Below are 15,183 nucleotides of genomic sequence, written 5' to 3' on the forward strand. Positions count from 1 at the left end.
CCGAACGGGGTGGTCACGCTCCGACCACACAGAGAGGGACCTCCCATGGTGCAGGGCGGCATGCCGAGCTTCGACGCTGGCGTACCGGCTCGCGTGATCGCGGGCCGGTACCGGCTGCACACACCCATCGGCGCGGGCGGCATGGGCGAGGTCTGGCAGGCGTACGACGAGCGACTGGACCGCCGGGTCGCGGTCAAGATGATGCTGGCCGATAGCCCGGTCCCGCCCGGGGTCCAGGGCGCGGCCTTCGCGGAGACTCTGCTGACTCGCCGAGCCCGATTCCTGCGCGAGGTCCAGATCACCGCTGGCATCGAGCACCTGGGTGTACCGGCCGTCTACGACACCGGAGCCGACGCGGCCAGCGGACGGCTGTTCGTCGTTATGCAGCTCCTACAGGGACGCGAACTGCAGACGTTCATCGACGAGACCGACTACGAAAGCGAGACGGTCCCCGTCTCTTGGGCCGCGGCCGTCGGTGCCCAGATCGCCTCCGTCCTTGACACCGTGCACCATCACGACGTCGTTCACCGCGATATCAAACCGTCCAACCTGATGCTCACCCCCGGAGGCGTGGTCAAGGTCCTTGACTTCGGTGTCGCTGCCCTGCGAGGAGTCGGTACCCTGCCCCGCCTCACTCAGGTCGGCATGACCGTAGGCACCCCGCCCTACATGTCCCCCGAACAGAGCCTGGCCAACGCGGTGGGCCCCGCAGCAGACGTCTACGCCCTCGCCTGCCTGCTCCACGAACTCCTCACCGGCAAACCGCCGTTCACCCCCGATGACAGCCGCTCCCACATGTGGCACCACGTCCACACCCTGCCCCCGCCCATCCGTGTCCTGCGCCCGGATGTGCCGGCCGATATCGAGAAGCTCCTGTTGGGGATGCTTACCAAGGAGTCCGAGCAGCGCATGGACGCGATGGAGGTCTATGACGCCCTCCTACCTTTCGTCCACGCTTCCACGGGCACCCCCGCCATGACTGACGAGGACATCCTCGACCCCCGTCTGCCGTTCCTGCGACCCTTCGGTGGCCGGATGCCCAGTCCCAGTGTCGCCGCCTCGAACACCCCCACAGTCATCGTTCCCTCGCCGCTCGCGCCCTCACCGGCAGCCGCGCCGCAGGGGCCGGAGACAGGCCCTGCCGCACTGACCGAGCAGGAGGCGGACGCGGTCTCCGACCGGGCAGCGCAGCTGGCTCAGGATGGCCAGTTTACTCAGGCCGCCGACGCACTCGCCGAGGCCATCGCGAGAGCCGCTGACCCTGAGCTACGAGAGGGCATGCAGTTCAGCCTCGCCCAGGTGAAGTTCCTGGCCGGAAGCCACCGCGAGGCCCTAGCGCTCTTTGAGCCGCTCGCCCACCATTACACCGACCGTTACGGCGACGGCGATGAGCAAGCTCAGCTGTGCTGGTACTACGCCGCGCAGTGCCGGATGGAACTCGGCGAGGCCACCGCCGCCACCCAAGCATTCAACCGAGTTAGCGAGAGCACGCCTGAGCCTGGCGACGAGGACGCCGTCTACCGCTACTTGGACGCCCTTGCACGATTGATGAGTCTGCATGCCGCGGCGGAAAGGCTCCCACAGGCACTGCACGTGGGCGACCGGCTGCGATCGGAGACATTCCGCCTCCGGGGAAGCGACTGGCCCGGCTTGGGGCAGATCGACGCCTACCTTCGCCGCCTTCGCCAAGACCTGGGCTGACCGTCTGATGTCTCGGGCTCTGTCAGAGCTGACACGTAAGTATTTCGTGCCGAGTTTGGTGGAGAGCGGTGCGTGCTCGGATCGCTGCCCGTCGCTCCCTCGACGTACTCGGGTCTGGATCGTAGAGCATCCGTGTTCACGAGTGTTCGGCCTCTACAACCGGCACTGGCTGTAGAGGCCGATCTTTGGGAAGAAACTCTTGGACTACTCGGAGCTGAGGGCCACGGGGGTAGTTGAAGGGAAGGCTGCGTCGAGTCTGTCGGACGCCGTCATGACCGCGTTCGTCAATCGATCGTGTAGGTGTATGGGGAGATCACCCCCGGCGAGACCAGACGCGTCAAGCACTCTCACTAAATCCCTGTTCTGATCAGCTGTGCCCTTCCACGAGCTGAGCAGCTCTCGGGCAGCGTACCCGTCCTCGGCACGTAGGACGATTGCCGTCACCGTTTTGGTGAGATCTGTTGTTTCGGCTCCCACACGGTGAAGCAGGTGCAGTGCTGCCAGCCCGAGCCGTGTGGAGAACAGAGGTCGGCTCACATCGAATGCCTGACTGACACTCCCGTGAAGATCGTCAACTTCGAGCGAGGTCTGATCCGAGAGTTCCGTTCGACACCACAGGTTCAGGACCGCTCGGAGCGCCTGGTCCCACGGCTCTTGTACGGTCGAGCCCTCCACGAGGGCCAGGGCGTGCTCGGTTCGGCCTGACAACAGATGGGCGATGATCAGGGTCTGGCGCCCATCGAAGAGCCGATCCCCGGCCCCGCCGTGCCGCTGAGCCTGCTCGGCGGCTTCGTCCCACCGGCCTGCTGAAGTCAGGGCGCGGAGCCCGTCACCGAGCAGGACCGTCCACACCCACTGGTGGAGTTCCTCGCGGTCGTCCGCGGTGGCGGTGATGCGGTCCAGGGGCAGTGTTCGACCGTCGAGCACGATCGCCTGCCCTGTGCGCACTCCTTCGTGAAGAGCAGTGAGCATCGTGAAGGCCTGTCCACCCTCGTCCGCGCGGATACGCAGCCGGGCCAGGTTCACCACGGGCTCCAGGGCACGTTGGGCCATCGTTGCGTTCAACGGAAGGCGGGCGAGGTAGTGCTCGGCATGCTCCCAACACCAGGTGCGGGCCAACTCCTGCTGTCCGGTGTCGGAGGCGATCAGAGCGGCCCCGTTGTAGACACGCGAGGCTGCGTCCAGCGCCTCTTGCCCGGTCCCCTCGCGGGCCAGAACAGCGTCCTGGGTGATCATGTCGACCCGGTCGGTGAGCCGGTGGCCGGGTGGACGGGGCCGCGGAACGAGAGGAAACCATCGCTCGAGGTTCATACAGGGTCGCCCCAGGCGACCACCAGCGAGGAGCCGCCCCTCGCCATGACGCGCCGCGTCTCGGTCTCCTCAGCAGACACCGAGCTGTAGGTCAGCGCGAAGTGCAACGGGTCGTTCCGGTGTGCCTCCCAAACGGCGACCTGTTCGGCCACCTGCTCCGCGAGCACGTGTCCGGCTTTGGCGTGTCCGATGACGCCGAGCTCGTGACGGCCCGGCTGGTTCTCCACCGAGCGCAGGGTGAGGTAGGCCAGGCCGCGCTCGACCACGGGCACTCCGGCCATGTCGCCCCAGGGCAGACCGGGTGAGACCAGGCCGCTGTCCACGGCAGGTCGGGTGACGGGCATGCGCGAGAGGCGGTTGGGCAGGTGGGTGGCCAGCCACAACCACATCGGGTCCAACGGCTGCCCCTTGCCGAACGTCACCCCCGACCACACGGTGCGGGGCTGTTCGGCCAGCACCTCGTGGACCTGGGCGCGTTCGATGGCCTGGTCCTGGTTGGCCTGGAGCAGCACGGTGGCGTCCGCATCCAGGGCCAGGACGGTGCGGGGGTCGTCACCGATCCCACCGCCGCGCAGCGGCATGAACGTGCACAGCTGACTGTCGGTGCTCGACCAGTGGTCGCCGTCGGCTTCGAAGACGATGGAGCGGGAAACGTCCCCGGCGATGCGCACCGGGGCGATGAGCCTTCCACCCGGGGCGAGCTGGTCCACCCAGACACGGGGTACGTCGTGTGAGCCGACCGTGGCGATGATCCGGTCGAAGGGCCCGCCCTCGGGGTGGCCGAGTGCTCCGTCTCCCATGAGGACCTGCACGTTGGTGATGCCGTTCTCCTTCAACCTGGCCCGGGCTCCCTCGACCAGGTCGGTGTCGACGTCGATGGTGGTCACCGATCCGGCTGGTCCGACCAGGTGGCCCAGGAGGGCGGCGTTGAACCCGGTGCCGGCACCGAGTTCGAGGACACGCATGCCGGGTTCCAAGGCGGCCTGTTCGAGCATCATCGCAACCACCCCGGGCTGGGAGCCGCAGCTGATCGAGGCGCCGTTCTCGTTGTGCTTGATGTGCACGGGCGCGTTGGCGTAGGCCTCTTCCAAGCTGGCGTTGGGGACGAAGGCGTGCCGGGGGATTGATCCGAACGCGTCAGCTACCGCTTCGCTTCGGATTTGGCCGCTCTGGCGCAGTTGGTCGACGAGTTCTTCTCGGAGCCGATCGGTATCGGCCGAGGAAGCGGTGGCGTGGGTGGTGTCGGTCATGACGACTTCTTTCGCGGTTGTGGTCAAGATGTGCTGGTCGCGGTAGGGCAGGCCCCACCGGTTGAAGGCGAAGATCAGGTGGTGGGCGAGCACGGCCCTGAGCCCTCGAGCCAGGAGCCCGCGGGTTGACAGGTCCGCCAGCGCTCGGCCGGTCGTGGTGAAAGCATCCGTCCACGGGGCGAGCACTCCCAGTGGTTCTGTCGTGCCCAAACCCTTGGGAGCGGTGCGCATGAGGGTGTGCACCTGGGCGCGGAGCCGGTCGTCGGAAGTGAAGAGTGCGGTGGAGGGGCGCAGATCAGCCACACGTGCCCACACGTCCCCCTGCTCGAACCAGTCCAGGCCCGCCCCGCGCAGCAGAGCGGACCCCAGCAGCAGGGAGAGTTCACGCCGCCCCAACTCCCGTTCAGGGGCCGCGTGGAGGCGGTCCAGGTAGACCAGGGTGTGGCGGCTGTCGGCCTGGAACAGGTGGTGGGCCAGCTCCATGCTCCTCCGGCCTCCGAAGGCGTGAACCTCCGGTTCGTAGACCGAGTGCACCCACTCGGATACGGCACCGCCAGAGCGGAGCCTTGCGAGCTCGGCATCGAGAAGAGCGACGGCCCCGGGCCCCGCGCTATAGCGCAGCCGCCAGTGCGGGCGCTTGCGGATGAACCACCACGGGCCCAGCGCCGCAGAGCCCTCCAACGCCCGGTACAGGCGCACCGCTGACGGTTCGGCGCTCTCCCCGTCCGACCAGGTGATCAAGACCTGCGCCTGCTGTTCAACCACGGGCGCCTCCTGTTGGGGCGCACAGCAAGAACCCTGCCCACCCGGACTCAGGGGCAGGACCGGTCAGGGTGTGCAGGGCCAGGGCGGTTCCGGCCGCGCCTTCCAAGAGGCCGATGCCGCCGGTGGAGATCAGCTCTGTCGCGACCGTGTGCGCGTCGCCGCCGCCCACTACCGGGACCAGCAGGTCTTCCGGGCGGCCTGTGCCGGTGGTGTGAGCCAGCAGCGCCAAGCCCGCATATCCATGGCACAGCGAGGCATCGTTGACCCCCAGCGAGACCGCAGCGGTCGTGAACATCCGGTTGAGCACAGCTCGGCACAGATCGGCCCTTGCCGCGTCCCCCAACGCCCTGGCAGCGAGCAGCTGAGCGTGGGCGACCCCGGCCGCCCCGTAACACCAGGACGGCCGCTGAGGGCCCACCACTTTCTCCGCCCCGGAGCGCTGGGCGCGGGTGACCCAGTAAGGCCACCACGCCTGGTCTGCGTCGCCCTGCTGCCAGGCATCGAGCCACTCCAGGATGCGGCCCATCGCCTCGGAGCACTCCTGGGCCGCGATACCGCGTTGCAGCGCAAGGGCGAGGAGCGCGAGCGGTCCGCAGATGCCGTGCGCCATGCCGGTGTTGGCGTGCCCTGCCGGGAAGCGTGGATCCTCTTTTCCATCGGGCCCAACGCGGGCCCACCAACCGGGCACGTCCACGCCGTCCACCGTGAGTGGTTCGGTCAGCGCCGCCAGGTAGGAGACCACGCCTGGTAGGAGCGGGTGGTGTTCGTCGCGGGCCAGGAGCAGGGCGCCGAGCCCGGCCAGACCTCGGATGGTGTCGAACTCCGCCAGCACCGGACCTGCCCCGGCCGCCAGGCGTGCCCGTGCGCGCTCCAGCCGGTCGGTGACGATCCGGTCCACGGCCGCATCGAGTCGGGCGAGCTGGGGCCCGAACTCCGGGCGGACGCTCTGCGCCCGGTTCAGGACGTGGGCGAGCGCGGGCGCCCCGTAGAACAGGTGCGCCGCGGGGGAGGCGTCCACTCCCTGGGCTACCGCGCACTCCAACCACGCCTGGGCCCGCTCCCACGAACCCTCTCCGGTGCGGGCGCGCTCGATGTGCAACAGCGCGACTCCGGCCGCGCCCTGGGCCAGGGACTGGGGCCACCAACGCTCTCCGGCCCAGGCGCGCGCCTGTTCGGGTGTGGCGAGCAGGTCGGCGACCCGGGCGGCCACAGCACTCGCCCTGCTGGTGGTGCACGCCGCTCTCATACTGACCTTCCGCGGCGCAGTTGCAGGACCACTTCGACCGGCCGGCCGCGGCACCACCCCGAGGCGGTGGGGGAGGGGGCTTGGGTGAGCACGGCGCTGCCTTCCTTGTTCAGGTGGCTGCGTAACAGGAACAGGCACCCCGGCTCGGACAAGTCCAGGCGGAGCCTTTGATCACCCGCCCCCAGCTCAACCGCCTCGGGAAGGCGACGCCGCCGTGCCCAGGAGTTCCAGGCCTGGCGCCAGTGCGGCCAGCTAGCACCGGCAGGAGGGAGTTCGGCGGCAGTGATGCGCCAGCGGGCGTCGGTGAGGACGAGGTTGCCGAAGCGCAGGCGGGGCAGGAACGGCAGCACGGAGGCGGCGCCCCAGTCGAAACCGGTGAGCACGGTCCTGTTGGCCCGGGGAAGCTCGGCCAGGAACCGGGCCAAAGGCGGGGCGTAGCGCAGGTTCAGCGCATGGGGAACGAAGGGCTCAACACGAGCGTCCAGGGCGTGGGACCACAGGAACAGCTCGCGGCCGTCGTCGCCGACCGCAAGGTCGTCCACAGCCGGGGAGCCATGCTTGCTCCCTGGGTATTCACCGATGTGCAAGACGTGTTCCACCAGCTGCGGGGCGTGGGCCACATGAGCGCTCGCAGCCCGTACCGGGGGAAAGGACAACTGCACCGGTACAGCGCCCATGCTGTGCGAGAACAGGGTCGCCCAGCCCGAGGTGGTGCCGGTCAGGGCGGTGAAACGCCCGGCCATGGTGGCCATGGCACGCGAGGCGCCCAGAACCGCCAGACGGAAGCGGCCGCTCTCCAACGCTCTGGTCGACGGTGATTCGATACGCAGGTTCAGCTCGGTGTGCTCTGGTGGGCGCAGCTCGCGTGAGGTGGCCAGCTCCTGCATGAGCTCGTCCACGAGGACCTCGCGCTCACCCTCCAGCGCTGCCACCTGGGCTCGTTTGAGCAACCACCGATCGCGCTGCCCCACCCGCTCCCCGCCTGCGGCCTGACCGGGGGCGCTGTGAGCGGGAGGCAGCCCCAGCCCTTGGGGGTCGATGATTTCGGCCAAGGGCACGAGCCGGTCCCCGTAGCGGTCAGCGAAGCGTTCCCGGTAACCGCGCCAGGCCGGAAGGCCTTCCGGGTGGGGTGAGAGCACACCGAGCAGGTGCGCGGCCTGTTCGGCCGAGCGCGCCACCGAGGAAGGGAGTGTGATTCGGGCGTCCACGCGCACGTCCACCCCCAAGGGGTGCGCCGGTGAGAGCTCGTCAACGGCCTCCTGTGCTTTGCGCAGCAGATCCGGATCGGCTCCGCACCGGTTGTGCGCACGGACCAAGGAGTGCACCTGCTCGAGCTGAGAGACCGAGGGGCGGGCCTGGGGCAGGGTGTGGCCGCCCAGCCGGGTGAGGGCACGCAACAGGTGTTCGATCGGGTCCTCGACCGTCAAAGGAGCACACAAGTGGGGGTGCAGGGCCCGCACGCTCAGCAGACGGACAAGCATGTCTCCGGCTTGGTCGGGCGATCCGCTGGGGTGGCTGCTGATGAGGGCCTGTACCAGGGCATCCCAGCTCCTCGGAGAACGGGCTTTGTCTAAAACGAGCCGGACTGGAGGGGACGCGCCGATCCGCACCTCTCCGGGGCCGGTGCCAGGCCCCGAACGGGCGAACTGCGCCACCGTGAACTCACCGTCCTGCTCGGTGACGGTGTTGTCCGCTGCCAGAAGTAGGCGTTCACGCACCTGGGGCAGCGATACCAGCTCCCCGACGACCTGCGCCATCCAGCCTCTACTGACGCGGGCGAGGCGCTGATGGTCGGTTCCGAACGCGGCGGAGGCAGACTCGGTGAACTCGGCCGGCGCCACCCCGGCGAAGAGCCCGAAGGGTGTGGCCCGGTGGCTGATGCGGAGTACGTACCGCAGCAGGGCCGCCGTTGTCTTACGGGCACGCTTGATGGGGACGTCCGCTGGTGTGCGGGCGCACAGCGATTCGACACCTTCAGCCAGGGTGGGGGAAGCGTGCGTGATCGCTTCGGTCACCGCGGGCACGGCCCACACCTGGCGCGCCCATCGCCTCCAGGTGGCGGTATCCGTACCGGTCAGGTCCGGGATACCAGGGTCCGCGAAGCTGAGAACACACGTACGCACGTGAGGTTGGCCCATCACCTGCCAGCCCGGTGTCGTCGCAGTCATGATTCCCGCTTTCCTCGAACGGCGGGCAGGCCGAGACCGGACCCGCCCGCCTGCAACAAAGACCGGTCAGTCCGCCGTGCTGGTGGCGCAGGCGCTGGGGCAGCTGGATCCGCACCCGTCATCGGTGAGGTTGATCAGCGGTGTCGTGTCGCTGTTCTCGATCAGGCGGATGTCCAGAGCGAAGGGGGAAGAGGTCTCCTGTCGGGTTTCCTGTGCAGCCTGCAACGTGGGCTCCTTTGTCGTAAGGGGGTTGGTGCACGGGAAACACTAGGGACCCTGATAGGTCAGATGAAGGGCTTTCTCGGGTGCGAATAAATTCGCCCTACGGAATGTCCGCTTTTGCTCTGAAGCGGAACTCTCGGGCGAGTTCATCGAGGAAAGAGCGACTCTTTTCACCTGAAAGGGCGTGCTCGTGGAAGAAGTCGAAGATCTCACGGCTGTAGGAGATGTCCTTGGGATCGCGCAGGGCGAGTTCCCCGGTGAACACCTCGATGGTGACCAGGCGGTCGTCGTAGAGCGTGAAGCCGTTGAGCGGGCCGCTGGGCACCGGAGGGTGGGCCGGGACGACGCGAATATCGACCCCCGCGAGTTCGCTGAGGGAAGCGATCCGGTCCATCTGCAGGGCCATGACCGCGGGCGGACACAGCGGCCAGCGCAACGCGGCCTCGGTCAGTACGAACACGAACCGTTTGCCGGGGCGGTAGAGGATCTGCTGGCGTTCCAGGCGCCGTGCCAGGGCTGACTGCCACTCCGCACCGCGGTTCACCAGCGGATGGGTCAGAGTCTGGCGCGCGTACTCGGGGGTCTGGAGCAGCCCGGTGATCATGCACGGAAGGAAGAAGCGCACCGTGGAGGCAGCGGTCTCGATCGCGGACAGGTCCCGCTGGAGCTCGCCCAGTCCCCTTTGCAGGGCGGTACGGAACCCCTGGTAATCGGAGTTAGCGACCCGGGCCAACTCCAGCAGGCGGGCACCGTCCTCGCCGGTGGTGGATACCCCGAGCGCGGTGAGGATGCGCTCGACATCCACCACCGAGGGGCGGATGCGGTTGTTCTCGATCTTGCTGACCTTGGCCTGGCTCATCCCGGTACGGGTGGCCAGGCTGGCACCGGTCAGACCGGCAGCGCGGCGCAGGCGACGCAGGGCGTCGGCCAGCTCGCCGCGCTGCCGGTCAGCGTGTTCGGGCTCAAGGGTCAAGCGGTGCGGCCTTGTAGTACTCGGTGAAGGGTGTTGCGTGTTTCAGCGCCAGGTCCTTGTACCGGACATAGGGGGCGGGATCCGCGCCCTCCAGGAGTTCCCGACCGGTCTGGGTGCCGTCGGCAGCGTAGTGCATCAGCACCACGTGCTCGTCGTCGAAGAGCCAGAAATCCTGTTGGGGCAGCCCGGGGTCAGGGGTGGTCGCGAAGTCGAGGATGTTGACCTCCTCGCCCGCCGCGACACTGAAGGCGTAGCCCCACTCGAACTGGAACCTCAGGTGGTCGTTGAGCGGGCTGGTGAGGGTGTGGACCCGGCGCATCCTGCGGCCCGCCTCGACGTGTTCACGGACCTTGATCAGGTAGGTGTCGGTGTGCAGCTCCTGAGCTGGGCGGGTTACCCCGGCCAGGAACTGGCGTAGTTCGTCCTCCTCTTCGGGCACCGTGTAACCGGGCAGAGTTTCGAGCCTGAACGCCTCTCGTTGGAAGGAGTGGAAGAACTCCTGCCAGGCCTCACCCTCCAAGCGCACGGGCGGCCTCCTCGATCAGATGGGCGGGGATGCGCACGGCCACCTCTCCTTCGGAGAAGGTCAGCCCTTCGGTGGCGGTCAGCAGCGGTCCCTGAACGATGACGGATCCGTCTCCGCTCGTGTAGACCCCGGGGCAGTCGTTGCGGTTGCAGTCACCAGAAAGCTTCTGAAGTGCCACGAAATAGCCTTTCCGTTCAGCACAATGCGGAATTCACGGTAGAGATTTCAGAGGTGGTGGTCAAGATTCCTGGGAGTATTCACGCCCATGAATAAAATCCACCTCGGAGAGGGACACCTTCGCGGGGACCCTCGTTCATCGGGGGAGTTCTGCGAACACTCCGGTGCCGACCTTCAGCGGTCCCCAGTGAAGGGAGAGGGAGTCGACCAGTGCCAGGCCGCGGCCGTGTACAGAGTCCAGGCGTGGGGTCCTTCGAGTGGGGGTGCGTCCGGTCCTGGGGCCCGCGTCCCTGACACCAACGCGAATGTGGTCGTTGTACAGGCTCAGACGCACGGTGAACTGTCCGTTCGGGGCGGAGCTGAGTGTGTGGCGGCAGGCGTTGGTCGCGAGTTCGGACACGACCAGGAGGGCGGCATCGGTAACGTGCACGCCCCACTCGTTGAGGGTGAGCGCGGTCCAGTCGCGGGCCCGGCCCACGGAGTGCGGGGTACCGGGCCAGGAGTGGCGGGCGTGCAGGGCGTCAGATGTGGCGATCACACGAGCCTCCTGTTCCGGTAGGAGGTCTCCCAGTCGAGTACGTCGAGGAGCTGTTCGCTGGTGCCGGCGTGCAGGCTGCCCTGGAATCCCAGGGTGATCTCCTGTCGGGTCAGCGGAACCTGGGCGTCTGCGCTCCATCGTCGAGAGGCGATCGCGTCGGTGTTGACACGAACCGACCATCCGGGGTGCTGCATGGCGATGCTGCGGGCCAGCCGGAGCAGACCTGGTGGAGGTCCTTCCGACAGGGGTGGGTGCGGCATTTTCTCACCTCACGGGCGTCTTGGCGGTTCAGCCTCAGGGGTGGCGCTCACCGCCGGGGTGCTGTTCACGAACAACGGCGCGGATTCTGATCAACGGAACCGCTGTGCGTGGGACGACCATGCCTGACCGGACAGTGAATACTCCACATGTGGTCGGATACTGAATTCGAACTAGTGCTTTCGCTATTCATCCGTGGTCTCTTGTGGTTTCCTGGTTTCATGCCTCCCAAGATGACCCCTGCGGAACGTGCGGCAACCACACTTTTCGGTCAGGAACTAAGGCGGTTGCGGGAGTTGGCCGATATGTCGCAATCGACTCTGGGAAAACTCTCTGGAACGTCGAAACAGCAGGTAGGGGCGGTAGAGCGTGGTATCCGCCGACCGTCCAAGCTCTTCGCCAAGCTCGCGGACGAAGCACTGGGTGCCCACGGACGACTACAGAATCTGTGGCCCGGAGCCAGGAAGGCTCAGCCCAGGTGGCTGGAGGAGTTCGTGGAACTGGAGGCGAAAGCGCAGGTCATCTATGAATTCCAGCCGCAGGCGATCCCGGGGCTGTTGCAGACCGAGGACTACGCACGAGCGGTGGTGGGTGCGAGCTTCCCGCCCCTGCCCACACTGGCGGTTCAACGTGAACTCGAAGCCAGGCTGGGCCGTCAGGAGATCCTCGACCGGGACCCGGCGCCGCTCACCCTGTTCGTGATCGATGAGGGCGCCCTGCGGAGGCAGGTCGGGGGAGCGGAGGTGATGAAGAGGCAGTTCCAGACGTTGCTGCGGCGAACGTCGAACCCCGCTGTGCAGATCCAGGTCCTCCCGTTCGGTCGTGGTGCGCACAGCGCGATGAACGGTCCCCTGGTCATCCTCGACATGGACCATGCGGAGTCGCTCGTGTACGCGGAGACGCCCGGATCGGGCCAGGTGATTACCGACCAGGTGACCGTGGGAAACTGCCAGCAGCAGTACGGGCACCTGAGGAGCCTCGCGCTCTCTCCGGACGAAAGCCTGCACTTCATCGCATCACTGTGAGGAGAACAACCGTGGACACGACCTGGCGGACGTCGAGCTACAGCGGCAACCAGGGCCACTGCGTGGAAGCGCGGCGGGATGCGGGTTCCGTTCTCGTTCGGGATTCGCAGAACCGGGGGTCGGGTCACCTGGAGTTTCCCGGCGAGCAGTGGATGCTCCTCCTGGAAGTGGCTACCTCGAAGCTCTGACTCCGCGAGGCCCGAGCGGCTCCGTGCGCTCTCGAGGCACACGGGTCGACCGGTGATGAGCCGCCGAGATGCCGTTCCGCGCTCTTGAGCGGGTGGCCGACCAGGTCGGCTGGTCGGGGTAGACAAGTCCCAACTGTCGGCTTCGTCCAGGGAAAACGCTGCGTCGGATTTACGGTCCGATAGGTTCTCGCACTTGCTTCGTCAGCACTACCTCAACACGCGCTCGTCGTTGGGTCAGCGGAGGGGGAGTGAAGGGTGCTGGAGGGAACGAGGCGCTCTCAAAGCGCCTCAAATCCTGCCAGAAGGCCTTCCTGTGGGCAGTCATGAGGCGGGTGGGGCTGCCCCAGGAGATTTGGTGGGGAGGACTCAGCCGAGAATCCGAGGGGTGGCGTGGCTGCGAGGTGGCCAAGTCCGATGGGGTTCTCACGGGTGCTGCTGTGACTGTGCTCCGACTGGGGAGCACACGAGGAGCACACATGGCCCCGAAACGCCGCGAGGACCTCGTTCGAGGCCCTCGTGCACCCAGTCTGACCTGGGGTTTTGTGGCGCACCCGGCAGGATTCGAACCTGCGGCCATCGGATTAGAAGTCCGGTGCTCTATCCACTGAGCTACGGGTGCCTGATTCAATTGTGGCCCTCTGTGGCAGGGCGCGACCGGCTGTCGCCGGTTGTGGGGCCGGGGTGGTGATCCTACGGCCGGGTGGGGGCGTGCCGTGGTCCCGGGCAGACATTCTAGGGTATTCCTCGGATGTCGCCCAAGGGAGGGCAAAGCCTCACCAACTACGGTGATTCGTAGTTGCGTCTCGTTATCACGCGCGTTCCACCAAACCGGTCGCTATGGGCCTCGCGCCCCACGTTACCGGTGATTAACCCCTGGTGCGCTGCTGTGCTGCTGGCGTTTCGTGAACTCCGGGGCCGCCCCGGGCCCGGGGCGGCCTGGCCGGTCAGAAGAGCCACCACTGACCTGCCAGGATCAGCAGTGACACCAGCGCGAACAGCATGAGCCGCCCCCTCTCTGGGTCGACTGTAAGGGTGCTCTACGTGTATGGGCGAATACATTGCGTGGCAAACGCTGGTTTGCCGCGGTTTGGGGATGACTGGGGGTGCCGTTGACTGCGCGGCTGAAGAAGGTACTGGGCAGGGGTTTTCGGTCGGCAGGACGGAGGGGGCTGCGCCAGGGGCTGATCGCCGGGTTCCTGCTGGACGGGATCGTGCGGGATCCGCAGCGGGGCCACCCGGTGGCGCTCTTCGGCACCGCGGCCGCGCACCTGGAGCGTCGGCTGCACCGGGACTCGGTGGGGGCCGGAGCGGTCTTCGCGGGCGCCGCTGTCCTGCCGGTCGTTCTCGCGGGATCGAGGGTGCGCCACCCGGCCCTGGTCGCCCTGTCCGCCTGGGCGGTGCTGGGCGGCAGCATGTTGGGGCGTGAGGCCGAGCGGGTCGCCGACGCCCTGGAGCAGGGCGACCTGGAGCGGGCACGGGCCCTGGTGCGCGGGCTGTGCGGGCGCGATCCGGAGTTCCTGGACGAGGCCGGTATCGCCCGCGCCGTGGTGGAGTCGGTGGCGGAGAACACCTCGGACGCCGTGGTGGGGCCACTGGTGTGGGGTTCGCTCTGCGGGGTCGGCGGTCTGGCGGGCTTCCGGGCGGTGAACACCCTGGACGCCATGGTCGGGCACCGCAGCCCCAGGTACGAGCGTTTCGGGAAGGCCTCCGCGCGCCTCGACGACGTGGCCGGGTGGGCGCCCTCGCGGTTGACCGCGCTGCTCGCCGTGGCGGCGGCTCCGGTGGTGGGCGGGTCCGCCCGTCAGGCGTGGCGGGTGTGGCGGCGGGACCGAGCCGCCCACCCGAGCCCCAACGCCGGTCAGTGCGAGGCCGCGTTCGCCGGTGCGCTCGGCCGGACCCTGGGCGGCACCAACACCTACGGGGACCGTGCGGAGCGCCGGCCGCTGATGGGGGAGGGGCCCGCCGTGGACGTCGCGGACATCCGGCGGGCGGTCCGGCTGGCCCGTGCCGTCAACCTGGGGGCCCTGGTCGCCGCGGTCGTCCGCTGAGCGGCGGCCCCGGCGGGATGCCGTTCATCCCGCCGGGGCCCGGTGCCCCTGGCGGGCCGGGGTCAGGCCGCGAGGCTGCGCGCGTAGTTGACCTGCTGCTGGACGTGCTGCACGTAGGCGCTGTTGCTCACCATGATCTGGGTCGCGTGGTAGTGGCCGCCGCCCTGGACGGTGACCTGGATGTGCCCGGTCGTCTTGGTCTCCTTGACCAGGAGCAGGAGCAGGCCGAGCAGGCAGGTCCACCAGAAGATGAGGATGGCCACGATGATCGCCCAGACGGGGGTGGACTGCTCGGTGCGGCTCATGTCGGTCGTCGTCCACACGGTGCCCTTGATGGGGAAGCGTCCGGACGGTGTGATCACGGTGTTCTGCGTGATCGCGATGTCGCCGATGGTGTCGAGGGTGGGCTCGGCGTGCTCGGGCATCCCACCCGTACCGGCGGGCTGGTAGCCGCCGGTGGGGTTGCCGTAGGGCTCGAGCTGGCCGCCGGTGTGCGGTTCGGGGGGCATGCCCCAGCCGGGATTTCCACCGCTGGGCTGCTGCCAGGGCTCACCCTGGTGGGGGTCGGGGTACTGGTTCATGGCAGCGATTGTCTCAAAGGCCGACGTGAACTCCGCTCCTCGGCCCTGAACGAAAACCGGTTGTGGCCGGATGTGGCCAGTTCCGACGGTGGGTGTCGGGGTCGACACGGGGAGCACGCGCGGATTTGCCCTGGTGTGGTGTGGGTCACCGTAAACCACGGGATTCCGGGCACCGGGAACCAGCACGGGACAAGAAACATGAAAGT

At 67.7% G+C, this 15,183-nt stretch carries 15 protein-coding genes, 1 tRNA gene and 1 pseudogene; 5 read left to right on the top strand and 12 right to left on the bottom strand.

The features are described from left to right. Window positions 1-60: 60 nt before the first annotated feature. Window positions 61-1,701: a protein kinase domain-containing protein gene (locus tag AC0VYD_RS06655; protein ID WP_475479076.1), complete on the top strand. Its 1,641-nt coding sequence runs from the start codon at window positions 61-63 to the stop codon at window positions 1,699-1,701. Between the two features lie 204 nt (window positions 1,702-1,905). Here AC0VYD_RS06655 and AC0VYD_RS06660 read toward each other — a convergent pair whose 3' ends face one another. From AC0VYD_RS06660 to AC0VYD_RS06705, 10 genes are all read right to left on the bottom strand, one after another. Continuing rightward, window positions 1,906-2,937: a hypothetical protein gene (locus AC0VYD_RS06660; protein WP_475479077.1), complete on the bottom strand. Its 1,032-nt coding sequence runs from the start codon at window positions 2,935-2,937 to the stop codon at window positions 1,906-1,908. 71 nt (window positions 2,938-3,008) lie between these two features. Beyond that, window positions 3,009-5,027, bottom strand: a complete 2,019-nt coding sequence (gene fxlM / locus AC0VYD_RS06665) for a methyltransferase, FxLD system (protein WP_475479078.1) — start codon at window positions 5,025-5,027, stop codon at window positions 3,009-3,011. Then, a complete protein-coding gene (locus tag AC0VYD_RS06670) occupies window positions 5,020-6,273 on the bottom strand; it encodes a lanthionine synthetase C family protein (RefSeq protein ID WP_475479079.1) in 1,254 nt (417 codons plus the stop codon). The genes fxlM and AC0VYD_RS06670 overlap by 8 nt, the downstream gene beginning before the upstream one ends. Then, the gene (locus tag AC0VYD_RS06675) at window positions 6,270-8,441 is read right to left on the bottom strand and encodes a lantibiotic dehydratase family protein (protein WP_475479080.1); all 2,172 of its coding nucleotides are present in this window, start codon (window positions 8,439-8,441) and stop codon (window positions 6,270-6,272) included. Before AC0VYD_RS06675 ends, AC0VYD_RS06670 begins: the two co-directional genes overlap by 4 nt. 66 nt (window positions 8,442-8,507) lie before the next feature. After that, window positions 8,508-8,666, bottom strand: coding sequence for an FxLD family lanthipeptide (fxlA, locus tag AC0VYD_RS06680; RefSeq protein WP_473040223.1), 159 nt, complete (start codon window positions 8,664-8,666; stop codon window positions 8,508-8,510). Between the two features lie 97 nt (window positions 8,667-8,763). After that, entirely contained in the window at window positions 8,764-9,636 is an 873-nt protein-coding gene (locus AC0VYD_RS06685) for a helix-turn-helix domain-containing protein (RefSeq protein WP_475479081.1), read from the bottom strand. Continuing rightward, entirely contained in the window at window positions 9,626-10,162 is a 537-nt protein-coding gene (locus AC0VYD_RS06690; protein WP_475479082.1) for a DUF6879 family protein, read from the bottom strand. The genes AC0VYD_RS06685 and AC0VYD_RS06690 overlap by 11 nt, the downstream gene beginning before the upstream one ends. After that, window positions 10,146-10,340: a hypothetical protein gene (locus AC0VYD_RS06695; protein WP_475479083.1), complete on the bottom strand. Its 195-nt coding sequence runs from the start codon at window positions 10,338-10,340 to the stop codon at window positions 10,146-10,148. The genes AC0VYD_RS06690 and AC0VYD_RS06695 overlap by 17 nt, the downstream gene beginning before the upstream one ends. A 135-nt stretch (window positions 10,341-10,475) precedes the next feature. Then, on the bottom strand, window positions 10,476-10,877 hold the full coding sequence (locus AC0VYD_RS06700) for an ATP-binding protein (protein ID WP_475479084.1): 402 nt from the start codon (window positions 10,875-10,877) through the stop codon (window positions 10,476-10,478). Continuing rightward, the gene (locus tag AC0VYD_RS06705) at window positions 10,874-11,137 is read right to left on the bottom strand and encodes a hypothetical protein (protein WP_475479085.1); all 264 of its coding nucleotides are present in this window, start codon (window positions 11,135-11,137) and stop codon (window positions 10,874-10,876) included. Before AC0VYD_RS06705 ends, AC0VYD_RS06700 begins: the two co-directional genes overlap by 4 nt. 231 nt (window positions 11,138-11,368) lie before the next feature. Here AC0VYD_RS06705 and AC0VYD_RS06710 point away from each other — a divergent pair. The 3 genes and pseudogenes from AC0VYD_RS06710 to AC0VYD_RS06720 all read left to right on the top strand — a co-directional run. After that, a pseudogene (locus tag AC0VYD_RS06710) lies at window positions 11,369-11,563 on the top strand (helix-turn-helix transcriptional regulator); the annotation flags it as partial. Window positions 11,564-11,629: 66 nt separating this feature from the next. Continuing rightward, the gene (locus AC0VYD_RS06715; protein WP_475480204.1) at window positions 11,630-12,160 is read left to right on the top strand and encodes a DUF5753 domain-containing protein; all 531 of its coding nucleotides are present in this window, start codon (window positions 11,630-11,632) and stop codon (window positions 12,158-12,160) included. An 11-nt stretch (window positions 12,161-12,171) separates the two neighbouring features. Continuing rightward, window positions 12,172-12,348, top strand: a complete 177-nt coding sequence (locus tag AC0VYD_RS06720) for a DUF397 domain-containing protein (RefSeq protein ID WP_475479086.1) — start codon at window positions 12,172-12,174, stop codon at window positions 12,346-12,348. A gap of 543 nt (window positions 12,349-12,891) precedes the next feature. Here the strand turns inward: AC0VYD_RS06720 and AC0VYD_RS06725 are convergent. Next, a tRNA-Arg gene (locus AC0VYD_RS06725) sits at window positions 12,892-12,967 on the bottom strand. A gap of 565 nt (window positions 12,968-13,532) precedes the next feature. Here AC0VYD_RS06725 and AC0VYD_RS06730 point away from each other — a divergent pair. Next, complete coding sequence (locus tag AC0VYD_RS06730) at window positions 13,533-14,396, top strand: cobalamin biosynthesis protein (protein ID WP_475480205.1); 864 nt, start codon at window positions 13,533-13,535, stop codon at window positions 14,394-14,396. Window positions 14,397-14,458: 62 nt separating this feature from the next. Here the strand turns inward: AC0VYD_RS06730 and AC0VYD_RS06735 are convergent, their stop codons facing one another. Then, entirely contained in the window at window positions 14,459-14,977 is a 519-nt protein-coding gene (locus AC0VYD_RS06735; protein ID WP_475479087.1) for a hypothetical protein, read from the bottom strand. Between the last annotated feature and the right edge of the window lie 206 nt (window positions 14,978-15,183).

Source organism: Nocardiopsis sp. iso_40, from assembly GCF_056173285.1.

What these genes read in the sequence shown, in the direction of transcription:
- AC0VYD_RS06655 (WP_475479076.1), top strand. Translation starts at nt 61, where the DNA reads ATGCCGAGCTTCGACGCTGGCGTACCGGCTCGCGTGATCGCGGGCCGG.
- AC0VYD_RS06660 (WP_475479077.1), bottom strand. Translation starts at nt 2,937, where the DNA reads ATGATCACCCAGGACGCTGTTCTGGCCCGCGAGGGGACCGGGCAAGAG.
- AC0VYD_RS06670 (WP_475479079.1), bottom strand. Translation starts at nt 6,273, where the DNA reads ATGAGAGCGGCGTGCACCACCAGCAGGGCGAGTGCTGTGGCCGCCCGG.
- AC0VYD_RS06675 (WP_475479080.1), bottom strand. Translation starts at nt 8,441, where the DNA reads ATGACTGCGACGACACCGGGCTGGCAGGTGATGGGCCAACCTCACGTG.
- AC0VYD_RS06705 (WP_475479085.1), bottom strand. Translation starts at nt 11,137, where the DNA reads ATGCCGCACCCACCCCTGTCGGAAGGACCTCCACCAGGTCTGCTCCGG.
- AC0VYD_RS06735 (WP_475479087.1), bottom strand. Translation starts at nt 14,977, where the DNA reads ATGAACCAGTACCCCGACCCCCACCAGGGTGAGCCCTGGCAGCAGCCC.